This is a genomic window from Streptomyces xanthii (assembly GCF_014621695.1).
GTDB lineage: Bacteria > Actinomycetota > Actinomycetes > Streptomycetales > Streptomycetaceae > Streptomyces > Streptomyces xanthii.
Window position 1 is genome coordinate 2,430,132 of record NZ_CP061281.1, and the last position, 23,393, is coordinate 2,453,524.

Consider the following 23,393-nt stretch of genomic DNA (forward strand, 5'->3'; position numbering starts at 1 on the left):
CGGGGCTTCAGCATCGGTCGGGCAGCGTGGTCCCCGTCGAACCGAACTGGCCCACTGCACCCTTGGAACGGGAGTTCTCATGAAGCGCCGCATCCTCGCACTCTCCGCCGTCGCCGCCGCCGTGGTGATCGGCGCGGGCACCGCCACGACGGTGGCCTTCGCCGGGGAGGACGACGACGACCGTACGTCCGCGTCGACGCCGGCCGCGCACACCGACCGGGACGACGACGACCGGGACGACGACCGCGACGACGACCGCGAAGAGGCCACTTCCGCGAAGGCGAAGGTGAGCGCCGAGGACGCGATCGCGGCGGCGCTGCGCCACACGCCCGGTGTCGCCACGGAGGCGGACCTGGACTCCGACGACGGCCGCCTGGTCTGGGACGTCGACGTCATCGGCTCAGGGAACAAGTGGCACCACGTCGAGATCGACCCCGCCACGGGCAAGGTTCTGGGCTCGCACGTGGAGCGGGACGACGACGGTGACGACGACTCGGCCGAGCGGGTGTCGTCGGTGCTCCGGGACGCGTCGACCTCGGCCTCGGAGGCCGCGCGGGCCGCGTCGGCCGAGGGCCGCGTCACGTCGGTCGACCTGGACGACAAGGCCTGGGAGGTCGAGACGACGTCCGCGAACGGCACGGACCACGACTGGACCGTCCCCCTGACCTCGACCAAGGTCACCCCGTCCCACGACGACTGACCCACGCCCCGGAGCGGCGCCCCGCGGCAGGACCGGACCCGTCACCCTTCTGGGCGCCCGCCCCGCCTGAGGAGCGGGCGCGGGTGTTCAGGACTGGGTCAGGCCCGCGATCAGTTCGTCGGCGGCTCGGTAGGGGTCCAGGGCGCCGGCGACGATGCGTTCCGCGAGGGCGCCCACGTGCTGATCGCCCGAGAGGTCGCCGATGCGTTCGCGCAGGGCCGTCACGGCGATGGACTCGACCTCGTGGGCCGCCCGGGCCACCCTCCGCTCCTGGAGGACCCCGCGCTCCTCCATCCACGCCCGGTGCTTCTCGAGCGCCTCGACGACCTCGTCGATGCCCTCGCCGCGCGCGGCGACGGTCTTCACGATGGGCGGCCGCCAGTCCCCCGGTCCCCGGGACTCGCCGAGGCCCAGCATGTGGTTGAGCTCGCGGGCCGTCGCGTCGGCCCCGTCGCGGTCCGCCTTGTTGACGACGTAGACGTCGCCGATCTCCAGGATTCCGGCCTTGGCCGCCTGGATGCCGTCGCCCATCCCCGGCGCCAGCAGCACCACGCTCGTGTCCGCCTGCGAGGCGATCTCCACCTCGGACTGGCCGACCCCGACCGTCTCGACGAGGACCACGTCGCAGCCGGCCGCGTCGAGCACCCGGATGGCCTGCGGCGCCGCCCAGGCGAGTCCACCCAGATGGCCGCGCGTGGCCATCGAGCGGATGTAGACCCCGGGGTCGGAGGCGTGCTCCGACATCCGGACCCGGTCGCCGAGCAGCGCGCCCCCGCTGAACGGGGAGGACGGGTCGACGGCAAGGACGCCGACCCGCTTCCCGGCCCGCCGGTACGCGCTCACGAGCGCCGACGTGGAGGTCGACTTGCCGACTCCGGGCGAACCGGTGAGGCCGACCACGTACGCGTTCCCGGTGAGAGGGGCCAGCGCCGCCATGACCTCACGGAGCTGTGGGGACGCCCCCTCCACCAGGGAGATCAGCCGGGCCACGGCCCTCGGCCTGCCCTCCCTCGCCTGGGCGACCAGCGTGGGGACGTCCTGCATCACAGCTCCGTTCACTCGGTCCCGTACAGCAAACTGCGAAAGGGGTCGGAGGAGATCACCCTGCGGTCACCCCTCGCTCACCCGTCGGTCAGGCCTTGGGTACCCGCACGATGAGCGCGTCACCCTGACCGCCGCCACCGCACAGCGCGGCCGCGCCGACACCGCCGCCGCGCCGCTTGAGCTCGAGGGCGAGGTGCAGCACGAGACGCGCGCCGGACATCCCGATCGGGTGACCGAGGGCGATGGCGCCGCCGTTGACGTTCACCTTTTCCGTGGACACGCCGAGGTCCTTCATCGACTGGACCGCGACGGCCGCGAACGCCTCGTTGATCTCGATGAGGTCGAGGTCCTCGGCGGCCAGGCCCTCCTTCTTGAGGGCGTGCTGGATCGCGTTCGACGGCTGGGACTGGAGGGAGTTGTCCGGGCCCGCCACGTTGCCGTGCGCGCCGATCTCGGCGATCCACTCCAGGCCAAGCTCCTCGGCCTTGGCCTTGCTCATGACGACCACGGCGGCGGCGCCGTCCGAGATCTGCGAGGAGGTGCCGGCCGTGATCGTGCCGTCCTTGGCGAACGCGGGGCGCAGCTTGCCCAGCGACTCGACGGTCGTCTCGGCGCGGATGCCCTCGTCCTTGCTGAAGACGACCGCGTCGCCCTTGCGCTGCGGGATCTCGACGGGCGTGATCTCGGCCTCGAACAGGCCGTTCTTCTGGGCGGCCGCGGCACGCTGGTGGGACAGCGCCGCGATCTCGTCCTGCTCCGGGCGGCCGATGCCCAGGCGGGTGTTGTGCTTCTCCGTGGACTCGCCCATGGCGACGTTCTCGAAGGAGTCGGTGAGGCCGTCGTACGCCATGGCGTCGATCATCTGCACGGCGCCGTACTTGTAGCCCTCGCGGGACTTCGGCAGCAGGTGCGGGGCGTTGGTCATCGACTCCTGGCCGCCCGCGACCACGATGTCGAATTCGCCGGCGCGAATGAGCTGGTCGGCGAGCGCGATGGCGTCGAGGCCGGAGAGGCAGACCTTGTTGATGGTCAGCGCCGGCACGTTCATGGGGATGCCGCCCTTGACGGCGGCCTGGCGGGCCGGGATCTGCCCGGCACCCGCCTGGAGCACCTGGCCCATGATCACGTACTGCACCTGGTCGCCACCGATCCCCGCACGGTCGAGGGCGGCCTTGATCGCGAAGCCGCCGAGGTCGGCTCCGGAGAAGGACTTGAGCGAGCCGAGCAGACGGCCCATGGGCGTCCGCGCGCCCGCGACGATCACTGAGGTGGTACCGGTCGTTCCAGACATGAGGCACGGCCCCTTGGATATGAGGAGTGAACGAGGGTTTACTCGAATGTACTGAGCGGTACCCCGCACGTCATCGGAGCGACGGTGTGATCGCGCGCACGTTGCGTGACCACCGTGGGGCGCGCTGCACTGGAAGCATGCTGACGCGAATCGACCACATCGGGATCGCCTGTTTCGACCTCGACAAGACTGTTGAGTTCTACCGTGCCACGTACGGCTTCGAGGTGTTCCACTCCGAGGTCAACGAGGAGCAGGGCGTGCGCGAGGCCATGCTCAAGATCAACGCCACGGACGACGGCGGCGCCTCCTACCTGCAGCTCCTGGAGCCGACCCGCGAGGACTCCGCGGTGGGCAAGTGGCTGGCCAAGAACGGCGAGGGAGTGCACCACATCGCCTTCGGCACGGCGGACGTCGACGGGGACTCCGAGGCCATCCGCGGCAAGGGCGTGCGGGTGCTCTACGACGAGCCGCGGATCGGCTCGATGGGGTCCCGGATCACGTTCCTCCACCCCAAGGACTGCCACGGCGTGCTGACCGAACTGGTCACCGCCGCACCGCAGGAGTCGGCGGAGCACTGACCTCCACATACTCGGGCCGGTAGGGTTGGGGGGCGGCTGTCGCACGCAACAGGACAGTCGTGGGCCGGGGTCCGGGTATCGGGGGACGTGGTCGGAGTGGTCGGGCAGCCAGAGCCGAGGTCCGACAGCGCCGCCCTGTTCGATCTGACACCATTCCCCGGGGGCCCCGTTCGGCGTACGGCCGGGGCTCGTAAGGAAAGACTTGCGACCAGGGGACGGATGGGACCGCGCAGTGCGGGGCTACGAGAGCCAGGACGGCCGGCGGCCGGCTGAGACCGACCATCTCTCGCGGTTCGAGGCCGAGATGAAGCGCCTCGAGACCGAGCGGGAGAAGGCCGTCCAGCACGCCGAGGACCTCGGCTATCAGGTGGAGGTGCTGCGCGCCAAGCTGCACGAGGCGCGCCGCAGCCTCGCGACCCGGCCTGCCTACGACGGGGCGGACATCGGCTATCAGGCCGAGCAGCTCCTTCGTAATGCCCAGATCCAGGCCGATCAGCTGCGCGCCGACGCCGAGCGCGAGCTGCGGGAGGCCCGCGCGCAGACGCAGCGGATCCTGCAGGAGCACGCCGAGCAGCAGTCCCGGCTCCAGGCCGAGCTGCACACCGAGGCCGTCAACCGGCGCCAGCAGCTCGACCAGGAGCTGGCCGAGCGCCGCCGCACGGTCGAGAACCACGTCAACGAGAACGTGCAGTGGGCCGAGCAGTTGCGCGCCCGCACCGAGTCGCAGGCCCGCCGGCTGCTCGACGAGTCGCGGGCCGAGGCCGACCAGGCGCTGGCCGCCGCCCGCGCGGAGGCCGAGCGGGTCGCCGCCGAGGCCCGCGAGCGGCTGACCGCCGAGGCCGAGTCGGCCCGCACCGAGGCGCAGGCCCTGCTGGCCCGCGCCCGCCAGGACGCCGAGCGCCTTCTGAACGCGGCGTCGGCGCAGGCCCAGGAGGCCACCGACCACGCGGAGCAGCTGCGTTCGTCGACGACCGCCGAGTCGGACGCCGCGCGGCGCCAGGCCGGCGAGCTGAGCCGGGCCGCCGAGCAGCGCATGTCCGAAGCGGAAACGGCTCTGCGGGAGGCCCGCGCCGAGGCCGAGAAGGTGCTCGGCGAGGCCAAGGACGCCGCCGCGAAGCAGCTCGCGAGCGCCGAGTCGACCAACGAGCAGCGCACCCGGACCGCCAAGGAGCAGGTCGCCCGCCTGGTCCAGGAGGCCACCAAGGACGCCGAGTCGACCAGGGCGGAGGCCGAGCAGGCCGTCGCCGACGCCCGCGCCGAGGCCGAGAAGCTGATCGCGGAGGCCAAGGAGAAGGCCCGTACGGTCACCGCGGAGGAGACCGCGGGCGAGCTCGCGAAGGCCGCCCGTACCGCCGAGGACGTGCTCAACAAGGCGTCCGAGGAAGCCCAGTCGACGACCCGGGGCGCCGCCGAGGAGGCCGAGCGGATCCGCTCGGAGGCCGAGGCTGAGGCCGACCGGCTGCGCGCCGAGGCGCACGACCTGGCCGAGCAGCTCAAGGGCGCCGCCAAGGACGACACCGAGGAGTACCGGGCCAAGACCGTCGAGCTGCAGGAGGAGGCGCGCCGGCTGCGCGGCGAGGCCGAGCAGCTGCGGGCCGAGGCCGTCGAGGAGGGCGAGCGGATCCGGGCCGAGGCCCGCCGCGAGGCCGTCCAGCAGATCGAGGAGGCGGCCAGGACCGCCGAGGAGCTGCTCGCCAAGGCGAAGGCCGACGCGGACGAGCTGCGCTCGGCGGCGACGGCCGAGAGCGAGCGGGTCCGCACGGAGGCCATCGAGCGGGCCACCTCCCTGCGCAAGCAGGCCGAGGAGACGCTCGAGCGCACCCGCGCCGAGGCCGAGCGGCACCGTGCGGAGGCCGAGGAGCGGGCCGAGGAGACGCGTGCGGAGGCCGAGCGGGCCGCGCAGTCCCTCAAGGACGAGACCGAGCGCGCCCTGGAGGCGCGGCAGGAGGAGGCGGCCCGCGAGCTGACCCGCCTGCACACGGAGGCCGAGGAGCGGCTGACGGCGTCGGAGACGACGCTGACGGACGCGCGCGCCGAGTCCGAGCGGCTGCGGCGCGAGGCCTCCGACGAGGCGGACCGGCTGCGCGCCGAGGCCGCCGAGCGGGTCCGGGTGCTCCAGGCCCAGGCCGAGACGGAGGCCGAGCGGCTGCGCACGGAGGCCGCGGCGGACGCCGCCGCGAGCCGTTCCGAGGCGGAGACGGTCGCGGTCCGGCTGCGGTCCGAGGCCGCCGCGGAGGCGGAGCGGCTCAAGACGGAGGCGCAGGAGACCGCCGACCGGGTGCGTTCCGAGGCGCGTACGGCCGCCGAGCGGCTGGCCACGGAGGCCGCCGAGACGCTGGCCGCCGCCCAGGAGGAGGCGGCCCGGCGCCGGCGCGAGGCCGAGGAGACGCTCGGCAGCGCCCGCGAGGAGGCCGACCAGGAGCGCGAGCGCGCCCGCGAGCAGAGCGAGGAACTGCTCGCGGTGGCGCGGGCCCGCGTCGAGGAGGCGCAGACCGAGGCGACCCGGCTCGTCGAGGAGGCGGACAGCCGCGCGACCGAGCTGGTCTCGGCCGCCGAGCAGACCGCCCAGCAGGTGCGGGACTCGGTGGCGGGCCTCCAGGAGCAGGCGCAGGAGGAGATCGCCGGGCTGCGTTCGGCGGCGGAGCACGCCGCGGAGCGGACGCGCCAGGAGGCGCAGGAGGAGGCCGACCGGGTCCGGGCGGACGCGTACGCGGAGCGCGAGCGCGCCACCGAGGACGCGAACCGGACGCGGGCCGAGGCCACCGCGGAGGCGGACGCCGCCAAGTCCCTCGCGGAGCACACCGTCTCGGAGGCTCTGGAGGAGGCCGAGCGGCTCCGTACGGACGCCTCGGAGCACGCCCAGCGGGTCCGTACGGAGGTCTCGGACCTGCGGACGTCGGCGGACCAGGACGCCTCGCGCACCCGCGCCGAGGCCCGCGAGGACGCCAACCGGATCCGGTCCGACGCGGCCACGCAGGCGGACTCCCTGATCACGGAGGCGCGCGCCGAGGCGGAGCGCCTGACGACGGAGACGAACGCGGAGGCGGAGCGGGTCCGCGCCGAGTCCACGGCCCGCGCCGAGACGCTGGTCGGCGACGCCGCGGCGGAGGCCGAGCGGCTGGCCGCCGAATCGACGTCGGCGGCCGAGCAGTTGACGCGGGAGACGCGGGACGAGGCCGAGCGGGTCCGTACCGAGGCCGTGGCCAAGGCGGAGAAGCTGATCGCGGACGCGACCGGGGACGCGGAGCGGCTGCGGGCCGAGGCCGCCGAGACGGTCGGCTCCGCGCAGCAGCACGCCGAGCGGATCCGCACCGAGTCCGAGCGGGTCAAGGCGGACGCGGCGGCGGAGGCGGAGCGCATCACGACGGCGGCCCGCGAGGAGGCCGAGCGCACCCTCGACGAGGCGCGCAAGGACGCGGGCAAGCGGCGTACGGAGGCGGCGGAGCAGGTCGACAAGCTCATCACGGAGTCCGCGGCCGAGGCCGACAAGCTGACCCGTGAGGCGCAGGAGGCGGCGCAGAAGAAGACGGCCGACGCCGAGGCGCAGGCGGACACGATGGTGGGCGCGGCGCGCAACGAGGCGGAGCGGCTGGTCTCCGAGGCCACGGTCGAGGGCAACTCGCTGGTGGAGAAGGCCCGTACGGACGCGGACGAGCTGCTCGTCGGCGCGCGCCGGGACGCGACGCAGATCCGGGAGCGGGCCGAGGAGCTGCGCGACCGCATCACCTCGGAGATCGAGGATCTGCACGACCGGGCCCGCCGCGAGTCGGCGGAGGCGATGAAGAACGCGGGCGAGCGGTGCGACGCCCTGGTCAAGGCCGCCGAGGAGCAGCTGGCGGAGGCTCAGACCAAGGCCAAGGACCTGCTGAACGACGCCAATTCGGAGGCCGGCAAGGTCCGTATCGCCGCCGTGAAGAAGGCCGAGGGCCTGCTCAAGGAAGCCGAGACGAAAAAGGCCGAGCTCACGCGCGAGGCGGAAAAGATCAAGAGCGATGCGGAGGCCGAGGCCGCTTCCATGATCGAAAAGGGTCAGCGCGAGCTGGATGTGCTGGTCCGGCGCCGCGAGGACATCAATGCCGAGATTTCGCGTGTCCAGGACGTGCTCGAAGCGTTGGAGAGTTTTGAGGCGCCGTCCGGCTCGGGCAAGGACGGTGGCGTCAAGGCGGGTGCGGCGGCCGGGGCCACACGTTCGGGTGGCAAGGGCTCGGAGGGCTAGCCAGAGGGCCAACTGTCATGCATGACAAGGACCTTTGGCCCTCGTTCTCGCAAGCCGTCCGCCGGTACGCCACCCAAAAGGGGTGTCATTCTCCAGATCAAACGGGCATCTGCTCGATGACACGCCGCTTGGACCCCTAGGATTCCCTCTATCACCTCACACCGGTCTCATTTGACAGGAACCCCATGAGCGACACTTCCCCCTACGGCTTCGAGCTTGTGCGGCGTGGGTACGACCGCGCGCAGGTGGACGAACGTATTTCCAAGCTCGTCTCCGACCGTGACAGCGCTCTTGCCCGCATCACTGCTCTGGAAAAGCGCATCGAGGAGCTCCACCTCGAGACGCAGAACGCCCAGGCGCAGGTGAACGACGCGGAGCCGTCGTACGCCGGCCTCGGCGCCCGCGTCGAGAAGATCCTCCGGCTCGCCGAGGAAGAGGCCAAGGACCTGCGCGAGGAGGCCCGCCGGGCCGCCGAGCAGCACCGTGAGCTCGCCGAGTCGGCGGCCCAGCAGGTGCGCAACGATGCGGAGTCGTTCGCCGCCGAGCGCAAGTCCAAGGCGGAGGACGAGGGCGTTCGGATCGTCGAGAAGGCCAAGGGCGAGGCGTCCGCGCTGCGCACCGAGGCGCAGAAGGACGCGCAGTCCAAGCGCGAGGAGGCGGACGCCCTCTTCGAGGAGACCCGCGCCAAGGCCGCCCAGGCCGCCGCGGACTTCGAGACGAACCTGGCCAAGCGCCGCGAGCAGTCCGAGCGCGACCTGGCCTCCCGTCAGGCCAAGGCCGAGAAGCGCCTCGCCGAGATCGAGCACCGTGCCGAGCAGCTCCGCCTGGAGGCGGAGAAGCTGCGTACGGACGCCGAGCGCCGCGCCCGCCAGACGGTGGAGACGGCCCAGCGCCAGGCCGAGGACATCGTGGCCGACGCGAACGCCAAGGCCGACCGGATCCGCTCGGAATCGGAGCGGGAGCTGGCCGCGCTGACCAACCGCCGCGACTCGATCAACGCGCAGCTGACGAACGTGCGCGAGATGCTGGCGACGCTCACGGGCGCCGCTGTCGCCGCCGCGGGCGCGCCCGTCGAGGACGAGCCCATCTCGCGTGGGGTTCCGGCGCAGCAGTCCCGGTAGTCCGCATCACCCCGGAAAGCCCCCTGCCCCCACAGAGGTGGCGGGGGGCTTTGGTGCGTTTTAGCGTGGGCGCATGATCGAGCTCGAGGGGCTGACCAAGCGGTACGGCGACAAGGTGGCCGTCGACCACCTGACCTTCACCGTCAGACCCGGCATCGTCACCGGCTTCCTCGGCCCGAACGGCGCGGGCAAGTCCACCACCATGCGCATGATGCTGGGCCTGGACAACCCGACCGCCGGCAGCGTCCGCATCGACGGCAGGCACTACGCCCAGCTGAAGGACCCGCTCACCGCGATCGGCGCGCTCCTGGACGCGAAGGCGATGCACGGCGGCCGCAGCGCCTACAACCATCTACTGTGTCTGGCGCAGTCCAACGGCATCCCGCGCGGACGCGTCGGCGAGGTCCTGGAGACGGTCGGTCTCACCTCGGTGGCCAAGAAGAAGGCCAAGGGGTTCTCGCTCGGCATGGGCCAGCGGCTCGGCATCGCGGCGGCGCTGCTCGGCGACCCGAAGATCCTGATGTTCGACGAGCCGGTCAACGGGCTCGACCCCGAGGGCATCCACTGGATCCGCAACCTGATGAAGTCCCTCGCGGCGGCCGGCCGCACCGTGTTCGTCTCCTCGCACCTGATGAGCGAGATGGCGCTGACCGCCGACCACCTCGTGGTGATCGGCCAGGGCCGGCTCCTCGCCGACACCTCCATGGCCGAGTTCATCCGGCAGAACTCGCGCTCGTACGTACGGCTGCGCTCCCCGCAGCACGAGCGGCTGCTCGACGTGCTGCACGAGTCCGGGATCACCGTCGTCGAAGCCGGCGGCGGCACGCTGGAGGTCGACGGGCACACCCCCGAGAAGCTCGGCGACCTGGCCGCGAGCCACCATCTGACGCTGCACGAGCTGAGCCCGCAGCAGGCGTCCCTGGAGGAGGCGTTCATGCGGCTGACGGCCGAGTCCGTCGAGTACCACGCGCACTCGGACACCACCGGGCACCTGCCCCCGGAGGCGCTGCCGCCGGATGCCCTCGCTCCGCCCGAGGAGCGGCCCGGCCCGCAGCCGGGCGGCTGGGGCGCCTCCTGGCAGCAGGGCACCGACCGGAAGGGGGCCTGAGATGGCCGCGGCCCAGGTCCTCAAGTCCGAGTGGACCAAGATCAAGTCAGTCAACTCGACGGCCCTCACGCTCAGTCTCGCGGTGATCGTGTCGGTCGGCCTCGGCATGCTGATCAGCGCCCTGTCGAACAACGAGTTCTCCAACATGTCCGCCAAGGACCGGCTCACCTTCGACCCCACCTTCGTGTCCTTCGCGGGCCTGACGCTCGGCCAGCTCGCGATGGTGGTCTTCGGTGTCCTCGTGGTGGCGAGCGAGTACAGCAGCGGCATGATCCGCACCTCGCTGGCCGCCGTCCCGCAGCGCGGCACCTTCCTGTTCGCCAAGGTGGCCGTCGCGACGCTGCTCGCGCTCGTCGTCTCGCTGATCACGAGCTTCGCCGCGTTCTTCCTCGGCCAGGCGATGCTCGGCGACCACAGCACGGACCTGGGCGAGCCGAACGTGCTGCGCGCGGTGCTCGGCGCGGCCCTCTACATGACGCTGATGGGCATGTTCTCGATGGGTGTCGCCACGATGCTCCGCTCCCCCATGCTGTCGCTGGGCATCCTCATGCCGTTCCTGTTCCTGGTCTCCCCGATCCTCGGCGGCGTCTCCGCGACGAGGAAGGTCGGCCAGTACTTCCCCGACCAGGCGGGCCAGAAGATCATGCAGGTGATCCCCCAGGACGACGCCCCGTACGGTCCCTGGGCGGGCCTGGCGATCCTGGTCGCCTGGGTCGCGGCGGCCCTCCTCGCGGGCTACGCCCTCCTCAAGAAGCGGGACGCCTGACGCCCGGCTCGGGATCGGGGGCCGGGCGGGGTTCGGGCGGCAGCAGCGCGTCGAAGCCCCGCCAGCCCGACCACTGCCACACGTCGCGGCCGGTCTCGGGCTCCAGCGGCACGAAGCGCCCCAGCTCGAAGTCCTCGGGCCCGACCTTGAACCAGCGCTCGTCGGCGACCTCCGTGCCCAGCCCCACCGTGCGCGCCGTGAGCCGCACCATCAGCTCCACGCCGGTGGAGCTCGACAGGTCCTTGCCCTGGATGCGGGTGAACGGCAGGGCGGTCACCGGGGCGTCGACCGGTATCCACACGGTGAACGGCGCCCCGCGTTCCACGGCGAGCCACGAGCGCTCGTCGGCCGGCTCGCCCTTCTCGTCGAGGACCTTCAGCCACTTCTTGTAGATGACGAGGCTGCCGTCGTGGGGCGAGCGCTCCAGGTAGCGCAGATGGGCGCGGGCGTGCAGGTCGACGACGGAGAGGTTGTCGAAGCGGTTGTAGAAGCGGACCGCGATGACCGCGTCCTCGCTGCGCGCGTGGTCGCGGGAGTAGCCGGGGAAGTCGGCGGTCCAGGCGTGCGAGACGGAGGCCCGGCGCCGCCAGACGAAGGGGCGCAGGGCGAAAATCTTGATCAGGACGAAGCCGAGGAGCACGGCCGGGGCGAGCGCCCCGGTCACGGAGGCGACGGTGGCCAGGATCTGGTGGGAGGTGGAGCGCGGCTCGGGGCTCAGGCTGTCCGTGCCGACGCAGGCCCGCAGCGCGGAGAGGCCGAGGTCGAGCAGCGCCTCCTGGTCGCCGAACCGTTCGGCCATCGAGCGCGAGGAGTGCTCGGTGAGCGTCCACAGCACCGCGATGACGGCGGCGAGGGCGCTCAGCCCGGCCAGGGTCATCAGGATCAGGGAGACGACCGTCCGCCCGGCGATCCACCCGCGAACGGACGTCCGGTACCGGGGATGGTTCCGCCGACCGCGCCGCCAAGCCCTCATCGCCCCAACTCCCCGTGCCACACAGCAACTTGATGGAAATTCTAGGGCCGGAACCGAACCTTCCGCCCGGCGCCGGGCGATCCGTCGGCCCGAGCAGGCACACCGAAGGCGCCGCGCGGGTAGCAGTTCCCGTGGAAAGCTGTCCCCGCACCCCCTGACCATCCTGAAGGGCGTCATCGTGAGGACTGAGGACCGAAGCCTGGCGGCGCTCGGACTGGACGGGGTACCCGCCCAGGAGCCCCTGCTCTACCCGGGGCGGCCCATCACCGCCCCCTCCCTGCTCACCGGCGACGAGCTGCTCGAACTCGACGTACGGCCCCTGCGGCTCGGCGAGTGGTTCGTGGAGGAGCGTGCCCAGGAGGCCGCGGCGCAGCGCCGGCTCGACGAGGCCCTCGTCGACCGCGGGCAGGCCGTCACGGGCCGCCGCCACCCGGTGATCGCCGTCGGCTCGAACGCCTCCCCCGGCCAGGTCACGTACAAGCTGACCCGGCTCGGCATCCCGGCGCAGGTGCCGATGGTGCCGGTGGAGGTGCGCGGTGTGGCGGTCGGCTGCTCGGGGCACATCAGCCCGGCCGGCTACGTCGCGGGCACCCCGTACGTGGACCGGGAGGCGACGACGCGGCTGGTGGTGACCTGGCTGGACGCGACGCAGCTCAAGGCGGTCGACGACACCGAGTTCCCCGACTACCGGCGGGCGATACTGCCGGGCGACTCGTTCGAGATGACGATGCCGTCCGGGGAGCGGCTGGGCGGCGCGTACATCTACTTCAGCGCGCACGGGGTGCTCGCCGACCCGCTGACCGGGCGGCCGCGGCCGGGCGGCGGCGACCAGGCCGAGCTGCTCGCCGCGCTCCTGAAGGACTCGCCCCGCCTCGCGGAGCTGCTCGGGCCCGACGCCGAGAGCTGGGTGGCGACCGCCGGGGCCGACGCGGCGGTGCGCGAGCACGGGACGCGGATCTTCGGCGAGGAGGGCTGGGTGCTGCCGCAGACCGAGTTCCTGACGTACCTCGACGACGCTCCGCGTCCGCGCCTGTACGACGAGCTGCCGCCGCTGGGCGGATCGCTGCCCCCACAGGGCTGAGCGACGCCTTTACTTTCTCTTGGCCGGAACCGTCAGCGCTCGACTACCCTCCTAACCCTTACGGGGGCGTGTGCCCCGACGTCCTGAACCTTGTCGAACCGTTCAGAACTTCCGATGGGTGCGGAGAATGATCGAGGCAGTCGGCCTGACGAAGCGCTACGGCGCGAAGACGGCCGTGTACAACCTTTCCTTCCAGGTGCGGCCGGGAACCGTCACGGGCTTCCTCGGACCCAACGGGTCGGGCAAGTCGACGACGATGCGCATGATCCTGGGCCTTGACCAGCCCACCTCGGGTCAGGTGACGATCGGCGGCTACCCGTACAACAAGCTGCCGAACGCGCCGCGCCAGGTCGGCGCGCTGCTCGACGCCAAGGCGATGCACGGCGGCCGGGCCGCCCGCAGCCACCTGCTGTGCCTGGCGCAGCTCGCCGGCATCCCGGCCCGGCGGGTCGACGAGGTGCTCGGGGTCGTCGGTCTGCAGGACGTCGCCAAGCGCCGCTCCAAGGGGTTCTCGCTCGGCATGGGGCAGCGGCTCGGCATCGCGGCCGCGCTGCTCGGCGACCCGCAGGTGCTGCTCTTCGACGAGCCGGTCAACGGCCTGGACCCCGAGGGCATCCTCTGGGTGAGGAACCTGATGAAGTCGCTCGCCGCCGAGGGCCGCACCGTCTTCGTCTCCTCGCACCTGATGAGTGAGATGGCGCTGACCGCCGAGCACCTGATCGTCATCGGGCGCGGGCAGCTGCTCGCCGACATGAGCGTGCGGGACTTCATCGCGCACAACTCGGCGGGCTTCGCCCGGGTCCGCACCCCCGACATCGAGCCGCAGCAGCGCGAGAAGCTGTCCGCCGCGCTGACCGAGGCCGGCGGGCAGGTGCTGCCCGAGCAGGACGGGGCGCTGCGGGTCACCGGGCTGCCGCTGCCGCGGATCAGCGACCTGGCGCACGAGTCGGACGTCCGGCTGTGGGAGCTGTCGCCGCACCAGGCCTCGCTGGAGGAGGCGTACATGCGGATGACGCAGGGCGCCGTCGACTACCGCTCCACGGTGGACCAGCGGGCCGGGCTGCAGCAGCCGCTGCCGCCGGGCGCGGTGGCGCCGCAGCAGATGCCGGTCGCCGGCCAGGGCCAGCCCGGCTGGTACGCCCCGCCGCCGCCCCAGGAGCAGGCCCCGCAGCAGCAGCCCGCGCAGCAGAACCCGTACGCGGCGCCCGCGCAGGCCCAGCCCCAGGCTCCGGCCCAGCCGCTGCCCCAGCCGCCCGCGGCGCCGCCCGCCGCCGCCCCGACCATGGACAAGGACGCCCGATGAGCACGCCGCCCCAGCCCTACGCCGCCCCGCAGCAGCCCCCGGCGACGCCCGACTGGCAGCTGGCCGGCGCCTCGTACGCCTCGCCGATCCCGGTGCGCCGCGCGCACCTCGGCGACGCGCTGCTCTCGGAGTGGACGAAGATCCGCTCGGTGCGCTCCACGATGTGGACGCTCGGCGTGATGGCCCTGCTGATGGTCGGCATCGGCCTCGCCTCCGCGGCCGTCGTCGCGGCGGCCGACACCGTGGACGCCGGCGCGAACGACGTGCTGGGCCTCGGCTTCTTCGGCGTGCTGCTCGGCACGATCTGCGTGATCACGCTGGGCGTGCTGACCATCGCGTCGGAGTACGGCACCGGCATGATCCGTACGACGATGACGGCCTGCTCCAGCCGCAGCCGGGTGCTCGCCGCGAAGGCGATCGTGTTCTTCGCGCTCGTCTTCACGCTGACGACGGTGCTCGCGGCGCTGGTCGGCGCGCTCCAGGTGGGCATCGTCGGCGCGGACTCGCCGAGCGGCTCCGCGTGGTTCAAGGCGACCGTCGGCGTCGGCCTGTTCGTGGCGCTGCTCGGTCTGCTCGGCCTCGCCGTCGGCACGCTGGTGCGGCACTCGGCGGGCGCGATCACGATCATGATCGGCCTGGTGCTGCTGCCGCTGGTCCTCGCGATGTTCATGTTCGCCCAGTCGCTCAAGGACGTGCAGCAGGCCCTGCTCGAGTACTCGGTGCCCAGCCAGCTGATCGTGCTGTACGGCGACTCGGTGGCCGGCGGAAGCGGCCCGACCGGCTGGGACCCGCTGTGGTTCATGCTCGTGGTGACGGGCATCGCGCTCGGCGGCGCGTTCCTCTCGCTCAACAGCCGGGACGTGTAACGGGCTTTTGCCCGCCCTCAGTGGCGCGGCGCGTTCCGGGACCGCTGCACCTTCGTGGTGCGGCGGTCCTTCGCGTTCCAGCACGCCTTGTGCCAGTGCCGCCGGTCGTCCACTCCCCCGTACTCGGGCCAGGCCACGACGTGGGCGACGCCCGAGGCGATCTCCTGGTCGCAGCCGGGACAGCGGTACGTCTTGCCGGCGGCGCTCGCGCCCGCGACGTGCCGCACGCTCCACTCCTCGCCCTGCCAGCTCTCGGTGGACTGGAACCCGCCGTACCGCCTCCCCTCGTCCTCGCTGCTGCCGGACGGTCCGCCGGAGTGGGGGCGGTTACGACGCGGGGACACGGCTCACCTCACGGGTGCTGCGGGGCAGGGGTCCCGTCCAGCGTAGCCCGGCGCGCGGCGGGTACCCGACGGTCGTCACCCTCGTCACGGCCGGGGCCCGTTCGAGGGGATCTTGGGAAAATCCGCCAATCTTCCCGCACAGCCGTGTCTTTGGCACTTGCCACCCGTTATTGCCCTCAGGGGGAGTGCCCGCGTCGGCGCCACGGAAGGCAGGAGTGCGATGCGCGTAGGAACGTTTGTACTGGCAGCCCAGTTCCCGGGCCAGGGGCAGGGAGAGGCGCTGCACCGTGCGGTGCGGTCGGCCGAGGTCGCCGAGGAGGCGGGCCTGGACTCCGTGTGGCTCGCGGAGCACCACTTCGTGCCGTACGGGACGTGCCCGTCGGCGATCACGCTGGCCGCGCTGCTGCTCGGCCGCACCCGGACGCTGCGCGTCGGCACCGCCGTGAGCGTGCTGCCGACGGTCCATCCGGTGGCCCTGGGCGAGCAGGCGGCGCTGCTGCACCTGACCTCCGGCGGGCGCTTCTCGCTGGGTGTCGGGCGCGGCGGGCCGTGGGTGGACCTGGAGGTGTTCGGCAGTGGCCTCGCGGCGTACGAGTCGGGCTTCCCTGAGTCCCTGGACCTGCTGCTGCGCTGGCTGAGCGAGTCCCGTGTGGCGGGTGAGGGCGAGCGGTTCGGCTTCCGCGAGGTCGCCGTCGTGCCGCGGCCCGCGGAGGCGATCGAGGGGGCGGCGCCCGCCGGGCCCGAGGTCGTCGTGGCCTGCACCTCGCCGAAGACGGTGCGGCTCGCGGCCGAGCGGGGCCTGCCGATGCTGCTCGGCATGCACATCGGGGACGAGGACAAGGCGGAGATGGTCGCGCTGTGGCGGCGCTGCGCCCGGGAGGCCGGCCGCGACGCCGAGGAGATCCTCACGGCGCCTCATGTGGCGGCCGGTGTCGCCCAGATCGGTGACACGCGCCGGGAGGCCGTGGAGACGCTTCTGAAGGCGATGCCGGGTTGGCTGAAACAAGGCCTGGACGCACATGTGACGGTGGACGGGCGGGCGCGCGCGATGCGTGACCCGCACGCGTACACGGAGTTGCTGTGCGGGCTGCACCCCGTGGGCACGCCGCAGCTGTGCGCGGACCGGCTGGCCGCCACGTCCGAGCGGACGGGCATCTCGCGCTTCGCGCTGCTGGTCGAGGGATCCGGCGATCTCGCGGCGACGGAGGAGAACGTACGACGCCTGGGAGCCGAGGTGCTGGTGCAGCTCGACTGACCGGCCGGGTGGTCCCTCGGGTCGGGCAGGAAGCGGCGCGGGGCATGCCGGTACGGCGGTGGTGCTTGCCGCCCGGTACAGATGCACCTCCCGGGTACGGGGCGGCAAACGGAAGTCGGCCCCGGCCGTCAGCAGTCGCGCAGCTCGGGCGACTGGTTGAGCAGCTGGTTACGGGCCGAGGTGAAGCGGGCCAGCGTCTCGTCCACCGCGGGGTCCTGCGGGAAGACCGCGACCCGGTGGCAGTTCTGGAACGCGAGCCGCACCCCGAAGTGCCGCTGCAGGGCGCCGCGTATCGCGTCGCTCGCGAGCGCACGCAGCAGCTGGCCGCGTGCCTGCTCGTCCGGCGGCGGCGTCTGGTTGTCGGCGAAGGGGCCGCCGTCGACCTTCAGCTGGGCCACCAGGGAGCTGATCATCTCCCAGGCGTAAGGCAGGGAGGTCCGGACGCAGTCGACGAAGTCGGCTTCGTCGACCTCGCCTCGCTCGGCCTGTTCCAACAGGGCCGGTGAGACGTCGAGCGACATGGGTTCTCCTCTCGCACCCCCGCGGGATGGCGGGGGTTGACGGACAGGCCGGGAGCCCGCGGCACGCACAGCGCAGCGAACACGCAGCGTGCACGCGTCGCGACCTCCTGCTTCTACGGTAAGCAACGCAACCGGACGACAACAGGGCGTAGCGCGTACGGTTCGTACACAACCGGCCATTGCCGAACAGGCGGCTACCGGAACAAAAGGGGTGGACCGTGAGGGGGCGCAGGGGGCGTCCCCGGGCGAAGTGCGCGGACCGGTCCGGGTCGAGTAGCGTTGCCGACCATGCGTCTTGTCATCGCCCGCTGCTCCGTGGACTACGCGGGCCGGCTCACCGCCCATCTCCCGTCGGCACCCCGCCTGATCCTCGTGAAGGCGGACGGCAGTGTCTCCATCCACGCGGACGACCGGGCCTACAAGCCCCTCAACTGGATGTCCCCGCCGTGCACCCTGAAGGAGGGCAGCGGCGACGACGAGGGCACGTGGACCGTCATCAACAAAGCGGGCGAGAAACTGATCATCACGATGGAGGAGATCCTCCACGACTCCTCGCACGAGCTGGGCGTGGACCCGGGTCTCATCAAGGACGGCGTGGAAGCGCACCTCCAGGAGCTGCTCGCCGACCGCATCGAGACGCTCGGCGAGGGCTACTCGCTGATCCGGCGCGAGTACATGACCGCGATCGGGCCGGTCGACATCCTGTGCCGGGACGCCGACGGGCAGACCGTGGCGGTCGAGATCAAGCGGCGTGGTGAGATCGACGGCGTCGAGCAACTCACCCGCTACCTCGAGCTCTTGAACCGGGACCCGCACCTGGCGCCGGTCCGCGGCATCTTCGCCGCCCAGGAGATCAAGCCGCAGGCCCGTGTCCTCGCGACGGACCGCGGCATCGGCTGCGCCGTCCTCGACTACAACGCCCTGCGCGGCATCGAGGACGACAAGCTCCGCCTGTTCTGAGCACCCCGAGACGAAAGCCGCAGACGCTCAGCGTCTGCGGCTTTTCCGTGACCGGCACCGCCCGCCACGGGACTTCGGCGGAGCCGAAGGGGGCGCCGGGGAGGCCGCACGCCGATACGGCTCCGCGCCGCCCCTACGAAGCCTCCCCGGAGCCGGAATCGGAGGCTCCAGGCGCGTCGGACGAGGGCGGCACAGCGGGCGGCGGAGCTCAGGACACCGACGCGTCTGCGGTCTTCTGCGGCTCCGCCGTGTCCACGTGGCGGAGCCGTACACCGACACGACCCCGCTCCCCTACGAAGCCTCCGCCGAGCCGGAGTCGGAGGCGCCGGGGGCCGACTCCGGTGGGGCGCCGGTGTCGGTCGCCGGCGGCGAGGACGAGGGCGGCTGGGAGGTCGGCGGGGCCGAGGACGTCGGAGGCTTGGTCGTCGGCGGCCTCGTGGTCGTCGGCGGCTTGGTGGTGGGCTTCTTCGTCGGAGACTTCGTGGGCGACTGAGAGGGGGCGTCCGACGACGCGGACTCGCTCGGCTCCCCGGAGGGCGATCCGCTGGCCGAGTCCGAGGGTGTGGGCGATCCGGAGGCGCCGGTGTCGCCCGGCCGCGCCGAGGCCCCGTCCCCGGTGGCGGCGGGATCCACCGGGTCCGTGACGAGCCCGTCGCCGCCGTCGTCCACGGAGGCCGTCGGACGGGTGCCGACGCTGTCGGAGGGCGGCTCGTTGCTGGACGTGGCGCCGAGCGTCACGACGGTGCCGAGCACGGCGACGAGCAGCGCCCCGGCCCCGGCCGCGACGAGGTTGCGCCGGGTGCCGCTGACGAGGGACTTGCGGGCAGGCTCCCGCCCGCCGTCGACGACGGGCGCGGGCGGCACGGCGGCCTGCCGGCTCACCAGCGTCTCCGGCTCGCGCGGCGGGGCGGCGTAGAGGGCGGAGGCCGCGGGGATGCCGGCGGGCGGCGACGCGGACTCCTCGTGCATCGCGTCGGGGACCTCCTCGCCCGCGGCGGTGCGGCCGCCGGGCAGGACGCCGCCGGAGCGGTCCGCGACCAGGGCGAGCGCGCGCCGGCCCGCTATCGTGCCGCGCTTGTCGGCGAGGGCGCCGCGCAGCCCGATGGAGGCCTCCAGTTCGGCGCGGGCGCGGTCGAGCTGCCCGCCGAGCAGCGCGAGGATGCCCAACTCGTGGTGGAAGTAGGCCTCTTCGGGTACGTCCCCGGCCAGCCGGGTCGCCTCCTGGCCGGCTCGCAGGGCGCGCTCCCAGGCGCTCCAGGCGAGCCCGGCGGCGAACGCGGGCGCGGCGGCACGGGCCAGCTCCACGGCGGGACTGGTCTCGCCCTCGGCGGGCGGGGCCGTCAGGGGCAGCAGGGCGCTCAGCGCGGCAAGGACGGCGTCGCTCTCGGCGGCGACCCGCTCGGGCCCGACGGAGGGGTGTCCGGCCCACCAGGCGTAGTGGAGGGCGGCGGTGCGGGCGCGCTCGGCACTGTCGTCGCCGTAGCCCACGCCCTCCAGCTGGGTGCGGACGCCGGACGCGAGCCGGTAGTGGCCGCCGACGGAGGTGACGAGGGCACTCGAGACGAGCTCGGCGAGGGCGGCGTCGGCGTGCGTGTCGCCGACGAGCGCGGGCAGGTGCGCCTGGTGCGGGATCTCGCCGCCGAGCAGGACGGCGAAGCGAAGGGTGTCGCGGGCCGAGGCGCTCAGCCGGGAGGCGAGCAGCGCGGCGGGCGCGGCGCCCTCGGCGAGCGAGGGCAGCGGCACGTCCGACCCGCCCGCTCCGTCGACGGGTGCGTCCGGCGCCGCGTCGGCGGCGGCGGGGGCGTCGAAGACGCTGAGGTCGTCGAAGGCGCTCGACGCGGCGCTCAGCCGGTCGCGCTGGCGGAGCAGGGCTCCGGCCTGGGCGAAGCGCAGCGGGAGTCCCTCGGACTCGAACCACAGGTCGCCGGCCCACTGGGTCTCTTCGTCGGTGAGCACGCGGCCGACGGCGCGCTCCAGGAGCTCCAGGCTGCCGCCGCGGCCGAGGCCTTCGAGGAGGACCTCCTCGACGTGGGCGTCGGCGGAGGGGGCGGCGACGTCGGGTGTGGCGGCGAGCAGGAAAGCGCACTCGGGCGTGGCGTCGAGAAGCTCGTCGAGCGCGTCGCCGCCGAACTCGAGGTCGTCCAGGAGGACGACGGCGCCTATGCCGCGGACGAGTTCGAGCAGGAGCGCGCGGTCGGGGCGGTGCAGCGGCGCGTTGTAGACGGTGCCGAAGAGGTCGTACAGGAGGTCGGTGGCGGAGCGGCGGTGGCCGGAGAGCCGGATGACTCCGTCGGGCGCGATGTCGAGGCAGTCGTCGGCGAGCTGGTCGAGCAGCGCGGTGCGGCCCGAGCCGGAGGGTCCGGTCAGGCGTACGGAGCGACCGCGGGCGAGCAGCCGGACGAGGCGCTCACGGACCTCCTGGCGCTCCAGGAGCGGGAGCCGGGGCAGCGCGGGGCCCGGCGGCAGCGGCGGGCGGGCCGCGCGCGCCCGTTCGGCGCGCTCGGTGGCGTCGTACTTGACGGGCCGGCCCGGGCGCTCGCCGGGCGGGCAGGGCTCGATCTCGCTGCCGTCGACGGGGTTGACGGTCAGCAGGAAGTCGCCGGAGACCAGCTGCACCGTGCGGGCGAGCGCGGGCGCGGGCTGGCCGAAGTCGGGCGTGACGGGGTCGCGTGGCGGCCGTGTCCGGCCCCCGTGGCCGGGCGTGTCGCCACCCGGCCGGTCCTGGCCGAAATCTTCCGGTCCCCGGTTGATCGGGTCCATGGTCAAAGCCCCCCAAAAGCGTGGTGTGCCGCTGCCCCTCCCGGCCTGTGCACACTGCGCTGTCGCTTCTGGTCCGGTGCCCGCGCGGCGGGTGTCGTACCGCGGGCGACCGAACCCTAGACCTTGGCACAGTATCTACGAACACGCGGGGTGCCGCGGCGCCCGAGACATCACAGTCTCGTGAGGATTGTGCGCGCTTCCCACTGGAATGAACGATTCATCCGTGGGCCCGGGGCCCTGGGCCGTCTTTTCGCCGTCCGGAGCTCAGACGCGCGGCAGCGACTCCACGCCGATGCCGCCCTCGATGGCCAGGATCCGGTGCAGTCGCGTCGCGACCAGCAGGCGCTGCATCTGCGCCGGTACGCCTCTCAGCACGAGGCGCCGGCCGCAGCGGCCGGCGCGCCGGTGGGCGCCCATGATGACGCCCAGACCGGTCGCGTCCCACGAGTCCAGTCCGGACAGGTCGAGCACCAGATCACCGATGCCGTCGTCGACGGCAGTGTGCAGGACCGTACGGGCGTCCGCCGCGCTGCGGACGTCGAGGCGCCCCCCGACGACCAGCTCGGCGTGGTCGCCCCTGATGTGCATATGCGCTCCCCCTGAGTACGAGAGGTGTCCGTGTGATCCAGGCGATCTGGGTGATCCAGGTGATCTGGGTATGTCACTGCAACTGACTGGCGCGAGGCGTCAGAAGTTGCCGTCCGTAAGCGAACCGATACCGAAATCACCCCGAGGGGTGACATGGCGTCAGGCCCGCGTTCGATCGTGCGTTCAGCCGTGCTTGTAGAAGCCCTGCCCGCTCTTGCGGCCGATGTCACCCGCGTCCACCATCCGGCGCATCAGCTCCGGCGGCGCGAACTTCTCGTCCTGGGACTCCGTGTAGATGTTCTCGGTGGCGTGCAGCAGGATGTCGACGCCCGTGAGGTCGGCCGTGGCGAGCGGGCCCATCGCGTGCCCGAAGCCCAGCTTGCAGGCGATGTCGATGTCCTCGGCGGTGGCGACGCCCGACTCGTACAGCTTCGCGGCCTCGACGACGAGGGCGGAGATGAGACGGGTCGTCACGAAGCCGGCCACGTCGCGGTTGACGACGATGCAGGTCTTGCCGACGGACTCGGCGAACTCCCGGGTCTTCGCGAGCGTTTCGTCACTCGTCTTGTAGCCGCGCACCAGCTCGCACAGCTGCATCATCGGGACGGGCGAGAAGAAGTGCGCTCCGACGACCCGCTCGGGGTGCTCGGTGACCGCCGCGATCTTGGTGATCGGGATGGCGGAGGTGTTGGACGCGAGCACGGCGTCGTCCCGCACGATCTTGTCGAGCGTGCGGAAGATGTCGTGCTTGACCTCGAGCTTCTCGAAGACGGCCTCGACGACGATGTCGGCGTCGGCGGCGGCGTCCAGATCCGTCGTCGTGGTGATGCGCCCGAGCGCCGCCTCGGCGTCCTCGGCGCTCAGCTTGCCCTTGCTCACGAACTTGTCGTACGACGCCTTGATCCCGCCGGTGCCCCGGGCGAGGGCCTCGTCGGTGACGTCGCGCAGGACGACGTCCCAGCCGGCCTGGGCCGATACCTGGGCGATGCCGGACCCCATGAGACCGGCGCCGATGACGGCGAGCTTCCCTGCCACGTGCGACTCCCCTAACCGCGAAAGCGCCGTACCGCCGAGCGTGCCGGCGCATACCGCTTAACCACTGTTCACATTGCTCTTTTGCGGACCTTAGCGTCCGTGAGGGGCCGTGTGGCCGCTAAGAGATGCGCGTCACGTCTCGAATGACGGACATCACACCGGTACGGCGCATCGGCGGGACCTCGCGCCCATCACGCGCCGCGTACGGCGTAGTTGAGCACCTTGTCGCTCAACAGGTCCTCGATGTCGTCGAGGACGTCGAGCATCTCGCGGGAGACCTCGTCGGGGCGGCCGCCCGCCATCATGCGGCGGCCGATCTCCCCCATGACCGTCTGGTGCACCCAGTTGATCTGGCCGGCGACGAGGGTGGGGCGCGGGTCGAGCGGGTCGGCGCCGACCTCCTCGCGCAGGGTCTCCTCGATGTTCTCCAGGACCTCCTGGGACAGCCGCCACATGCGGGAGCGCAGGGTCGGGGCGTCGTGCAGGACACGCATGAACCGGGAGTAACCGTCCATCAGGCCCACGCGCGGCGACACGGATTCGACCTCTTCGCGCAGTTCGCGCAGAACGGCCCGGGCCGCGGACTCCCCCACGGCCCGGCCGCGCACCCAGCGCGACATCCGGTCGACGACGCCGGCGCTGCGGTCGAGGAACAGGTCCTCCTTGGCCGGGAAGTAGTTGTAGACCGTGTTCACGGAGACGTCCGCGGCGTCCGCGACCTCCGCGACGGTCACCGCGTCGAAGCCGCGCTCCAGGAACAGCCCGGTCGCGACGTCCGAGATGTACTGCCTGGTCCGGCGCTTCTTCCGCTCCCTGAGCCCTTCTGCCATGTCCCGAGCCTAGCCGTTCCTGAGGTCCATCAATTTTTGGGGACGTTGCAAAA

Annotated in this window: 20 protein-coding genes; 11 read left to right on the forward strand and 9 right to left on the reverse strand. The window is 72.5% G+C overall.

The features are described 5' to 3' along the window. Nucleotides 1-79 precede the first annotated feature (79 nt). Nucleotides 80-700 (forward strand): PepSY domain-containing protein, encoded by a 621-nt coding sequence (locus IAG42_RS10895; protein ID WP_188336823.1) that lies wholly within the window; start codon nt 80-82, stop codon nt 698-700. 87 nt (nt 701-787) lie between these two features. Here the strand turns inward: IAG42_RS10895 and meaB are convergent, their stop codons facing one another. Continuing rightward, nucleotides 788-1,744, reverse strand: coding sequence for a methylmalonyl Co-A mutase-associated GTPase MeaB (meaB, locus tag IAG42_RS10900; RefSeq protein ID WP_188336824.1), 957 nt, complete (start codon nt 1,742-1,744; stop codon nt 788-790). 88 nt (nt 1,745-1,832) lie between these two features. Beyond that, nucleotides 1,833-3,035 (reverse strand): acetyl-CoA C-acetyltransferase, encoded by a 1,203-nt coding sequence (locus IAG42_RS10905; RefSeq protein ID WP_188336825.1) that lies wholly within the window; start codon nt 3,033-3,035, stop codon nt 1,833-1,835. 137 nt (nt 3,036-3,172) lie between these two features. On the opposite strand from IAG42_RS10905, the gene mce reads away from it, so the two are divergent. The 5 genes from mce (at nt 3,173) to IAG42_RS10930 (ending at nt 10,824) form a co-directional block, all read left to right on the forward strand. Then, entirely contained in the window at nt 3,173-3,613 is a 441-nt protein-coding gene (mce, locus tag IAG42_RS10910; RefSeq protein WP_188336826.1) for a methylmalonyl-CoA epimerase, read from the forward strand. 232 nt (nt 3,614-3,845) lie between these two features. After that, nucleotides 3,846-7,829: a polarized growth protein Scy gene (gene scy / locus IAG42_RS10915; RefSeq protein ID WP_188336827.1), complete on the forward strand. Its 3,984-nt coding sequence runs from the start codon at nt 3,846-3,848 to the stop codon at nt 7,827-7,829. Between the two features lie 185 nt (nt 7,830-8,014). Further along, nucleotides 8,015-8,950 (forward strand): coiled-coil domain-containing protein, encoded by a 936-nt coding sequence (locus IAG42_RS10920; protein WP_188336828.1) that lies wholly within the window; start codon nt 8,015-8,017, stop codon nt 8,948-8,950. A 73-nt stretch (nt 8,951-9,023) separates the two neighbouring features. Next, entirely contained in the window at nt 9,024-10,058 is a 1,035-nt protein-coding gene (locus IAG42_RS10925) for an ABC transporter ATP-binding protein (protein WP_188336829.1), read from the forward strand. 1 nt (nt 10,059) lies between these two features. Further along, entirely contained in the window at nt 10,060-10,824 is a 765-nt protein-coding gene (locus IAG42_RS10930) for an ABC transporter permease subunit (RefSeq protein ID WP_188336830.1), read from the forward strand. Here the strand turns inward: IAG42_RS10930 and IAG42_RS10935 are convergent. Continuing rightward, complete coding sequence (locus tag IAG42_RS10935) at nt 10,805-11,701, reverse strand: hypothetical protein (protein ID WP_188336831.1); 897 nt, start codon at nt 11,699-11,701, stop codon at nt 10,805-10,807. The genes IAG42_RS10930 and IAG42_RS10935 overlap by 20 nt on opposite strands. A gap of 274 nt (nt 11,702-11,975) precedes the next feature. Between IAG42_RS10935 and IAG42_RS10940 the strand changes: the two genes are divergently transcribed. The 3 genes from IAG42_RS10940 (at nt 11,976) to IAG42_RS10950 (ending at nt 15,047) form a co-directional block, all read left to right on the forward strand. Then, on the forward strand, nt 11,976-12,878 hold the full coding sequence (locus IAG42_RS10940; protein WP_223205944.1) for a hypothetical protein: 903 nt from the start codon (nt 11,976-11,978) through the stop codon (nt 12,876-12,878). 127 nt (nt 12,879-13,005) lie between these two features. Continuing rightward, nucleotides 13,006-14,181, forward strand: coding sequence for an ABC transporter ATP-binding protein (locus IAG42_RS10945; protein WP_188336832.1), 1,176 nt, complete (start codon nt 13,006-13,008; stop codon nt 14,179-14,181). Beyond that, nucleotides 14,178-15,047: an ABC transporter permease gene (locus IAG42_RS10950; protein ID WP_188336833.1), complete on the forward strand. Its 870-nt coding sequence runs from the start codon at nt 14,178-14,180 to the stop codon at nt 15,045-15,047. The genes IAG42_RS10945 and IAG42_RS10950 overlap by 4 nt, the downstream gene beginning before the upstream one ends. A gap of 17 nt (nt 15,048-15,064) precedes the next feature. On the opposite strand, the gene IAG42_RS10955 is transcribed toward IAG42_RS10950, so the two are convergent. Continuing rightward, nucleotides 15,065-15,391, reverse strand: coding sequence for an ATP/GTP-binding protein (locus tag IAG42_RS10955; RefSeq protein ID WP_188336834.1), 327 nt, complete (start codon nt 15,389-15,391; stop codon nt 15,065-15,067). 220 nt (nt 15,392-15,611) lie between these two features. Between IAG42_RS10955 and IAG42_RS10960 the strand changes: the two genes are divergently transcribed. Beyond that, on the forward strand, nt 15,612-16,646 hold the full coding sequence (locus tag IAG42_RS10960; RefSeq protein ID WP_188336835.1) for an LLM class flavin-dependent oxidoreductase: 1,035 nt from the start codon (nt 15,612-15,614) through the stop codon (nt 16,644-16,646). Nucleotides 16,647-16,774: 128 nt separating this feature from the next. Here the strand turns inward: IAG42_RS10960 and IAG42_RS10965 are convergent, their stop codons facing one another. After that, nucleotides 16,775-17,167, reverse strand: a complete 393-nt coding sequence (locus IAG42_RS10965) for an SCO5389 family protein (protein ID WP_188336836.1) — start codon at nt 17,165-17,167, stop codon at nt 16,775-16,777. Nucleotides 17,168-17,455: 288 nt separating this feature from the next. Here IAG42_RS10965 and nucS point away from each other — a divergent pair, with 288 nt between their 5' ends. Next, nucleotides 17,456-18,127: an endonuclease NucS gene (gene nucS / locus IAG42_RS10970; protein WP_188336837.1), complete on the forward strand. Its 672-nt coding sequence runs from the start codon at nt 17,456-17,458 to the stop codon at nt 18,125-18,127. A 291-nt stretch (nt 18,128-18,418) separates the two neighbouring features. Here the strand turns inward: nucS and IAG42_RS10975 are convergent, their stop codons facing one another. From IAG42_RS10975 to IAG42_RS10990, 4 genes are all read right to left on the reverse strand, one after another. Next, nucleotides 18,419-20,887 (reverse strand): ATP-binding protein, encoded by a 2,469-nt coding sequence (locus IAG42_RS10975; RefSeq protein WP_188336838.1) that lies wholly within the window; start codon nt 20,885-20,887, stop codon nt 18,419-18,421. 264 nt (nt 20,888-21,151) lie between these two features. Further along, nucleotides 21,152-21,475 (reverse strand): STAS domain-containing protein, encoded by a 324-nt coding sequence (locus tag IAG42_RS10980; protein WP_188336839.1) that lies wholly within the window; start codon nt 21,473-21,475, stop codon nt 21,152-21,154. 183 nt (nt 21,476-21,658) lie between these two features. Further along, the gene (locus IAG42_RS10985) at nt 21,659-22,510 is read right to left on the reverse strand and encodes a 3-hydroxyacyl-CoA dehydrogenase family protein (protein WP_188336840.1); all 852 of its coding nucleotides are present in this window, start codon (nt 22,508-22,510) and stop codon (nt 21,659-21,661) included. Nucleotides 22,511-22,701: 191 nt separating this feature from the next. Continuing rightward, entirely contained in the window at nt 22,702-23,340 is a 639-nt protein-coding gene (locus tag IAG42_RS10990; RefSeq protein WP_188336841.1) for a TetR/AcrR family transcriptional regulator, read from the reverse strand. Nucleotides 23,341-23,393: the final 53 nt, after the last annotated feature.

What these genes read in the sequence shown, in the direction of transcription:
- IAG42_RS10895 (WP_188336823.1), top strand. Translation starts at nt 80, where the DNA reads ATGAAGCGCCGCATCCTCGCACTCTCCGCCGTCGCCGCCGCCGTGGTG.
- meaB (WP_188336824.1), bottom strand. Translation starts at nt 1,744, where the DNA reads ATGCAGGACGTCCCCACGCTGGTCGCCCAGGCGAGGGAGGGCAGGCCG.
- IAG42_RS10905 (WP_188336825.1), bottom strand. Translation starts at nt 3,035, where the DNA reads ATGTCTGGAACGACCGGTACCACCTCAGTGATCGTCGCGGGCGCGCGG.
- mce (WP_188336826.1), top strand. Translation starts at nt 3,173, where the DNA reads ATGCTGACGCGAATCGACCACATCGGGATCGCCTGTTTCGACCTCGAC.
- IAG42_RS10920 (WP_188336828.1), top strand. Translation starts at nt 8,015, where the DNA reads ATGAGCGACACTTCCCCCTACGGCTTCGAGCTTGTGCGGCGTGGGTAC.
- IAG42_RS10925 (WP_188336829.1), top strand. Translation starts at nt 9,024, where the DNA reads ATGATCGAGCTCGAGGGGCTGACCAAGCGGTACGGCGACAAGGTGGCC.
- IAG42_RS10930 (WP_188336830.1), top strand. Translation starts at nt 10,060, where the DNA reads ATGGCCGCGGCCCAGGTCCTCAAGTCCGAGTGGACCAAGATCAAGTCA.
- IAG42_RS10935 (WP_188336831.1), bottom strand. Translation starts at nt 11,701, where the DNA reads ATGACCCTGGCCGGGCTGAGCGCCCTCGCCGCCGTCATCGCGGTGCTG.
- IAG42_RS10945 (WP_188336832.1), top strand. Translation starts at nt 13,006, where the DNA reads ATGATCGAGGCAGTCGGCCTGACGAAGCGCTACGGCGCGAAGACGGCC.
- IAG42_RS10950 (WP_188336833.1), top strand. Translation starts at nt 14,178, where the DNA reads ATGAGCACGCCGCCCCAGCCCTACGCCGCCCCGCAGCAGCCCCCGGCG.
- IAG42_RS10960 (WP_188336835.1), top strand. Translation starts at nt 15,612, where the DNA reads ATGCGCGTAGGAACGTTTGTACTGGCAGCCCAGTTCCCGGGCCAGGGG.
- IAG42_RS10965 (WP_188336836.1), bottom strand. Translation starts at nt 17,167, where the DNA reads ATGTCGCTCGACGTCTCACCGGCCCTGTTGGAACAGGCCGAGCGAGGC.
- nucS (WP_188336837.1), top strand. Translation starts at nt 17,456, where the DNA reads ATGCGTCTTGTCATCGCCCGCTGCTCCGTGGACTACGCGGGCCGGCTC.
- IAG42_RS10975 (WP_188336838.1), bottom strand. Translation starts at nt 20,887, where the DNA reads ATGGACCCGATCAACCGGGGACCGGAAGATTTCGGCCAGGACCGGCCG.
- IAG42_RS10980 (WP_188336839.1), bottom strand. Translation starts at nt 21,475, where the DNA reads ATGCACATCAGGGGCGACCACGCCGAGCTGGTCGTCGGGGGGCGCCTC.
- IAG42_RS10990 (WP_188336841.1), bottom strand. Translation starts at nt 23,340, where the DNA reads ATGGCAGAAGGGCTCAGGGAGCGGAAGAAGCGCCGGACCAGGCAGTAC.